Source organism: Methylobacterium nigriterrae, from assembly GCF_037106235.1.
GTDB classification, from domain to species: domain Bacteria; phylum Pseudomonadota; class Alphaproteobacteria; order Rhizobiales; family Beijerinckiaceae; genus Methylobacterium; species Methylobacterium nigriterrae.
Map to the genome: position 1 here is coordinate 1 of NZ_JBAWTG010000493.1, position 595 is coordinate 595.

Genomic DNA, 595 nt, shown 5'->3' on the forward strand with positions numbered 1-595 from the left:
GCCGCCCCGTCCCGGCCCGCCACGACATCGTGCCGGACGACGGCGCCGATCGCGTCTGCCTCGTGATGGGCGGCATCGCGGGCCGCTACAAGACGCTTCTGCACGGAGGCCGCCGGATCGTGTCCTTCGCGCTGCCGGGCGACCTCTGCCGCGTGCACGTCTCCGGACACGCCTCGCGCGACATGCGGCTCGGCGCGCTCACGGCCTGCTCGGTCGCGGACATCCCGCGCGCGCGCGTGATCGAGCTGGTCGAGACCCATCCCGGCATCCGCCGCGCCCTGCGCTGGCTCACCCTGACGGAGCTGAGCCGGGCCCGCGAATGGCTCGTGAACGACAGCCGGCCGGCGGAGAAGCGGCTCGCCCACCATCTCTGCGAGCTGCTCGTCTGCCTGCAGGCGGTGGGGCTCGCGGGCGAGCACAGCTTCGATTTCGGCCTGTCGCAGCCGGACCTCGCGGACGCTCTCGGCATCTCGCACGTCCACATCAACCGCGTGCTGCAGGCACTCCGGGGCAAGGAGCTGATCGTGACGGGCAACCACGTCCTGACCGTCCCCGACGTGGCGCGGCTGAAGGCCTTCGCGGAGTTCGACGCCGG

Annotated in this window: 1 protein-coding gene; it reads left to right on the forward strand. The window is 72.6% G+C overall.

Annotated elements, in window-relative coordinates:
• On the forward strand, positions 1–595 hold a 595-nt coding region (locus tag WDW90_RS37905), incomplete at both ends, for a Crp/Fnr family transcriptional regulator (protein WP_336492846.1).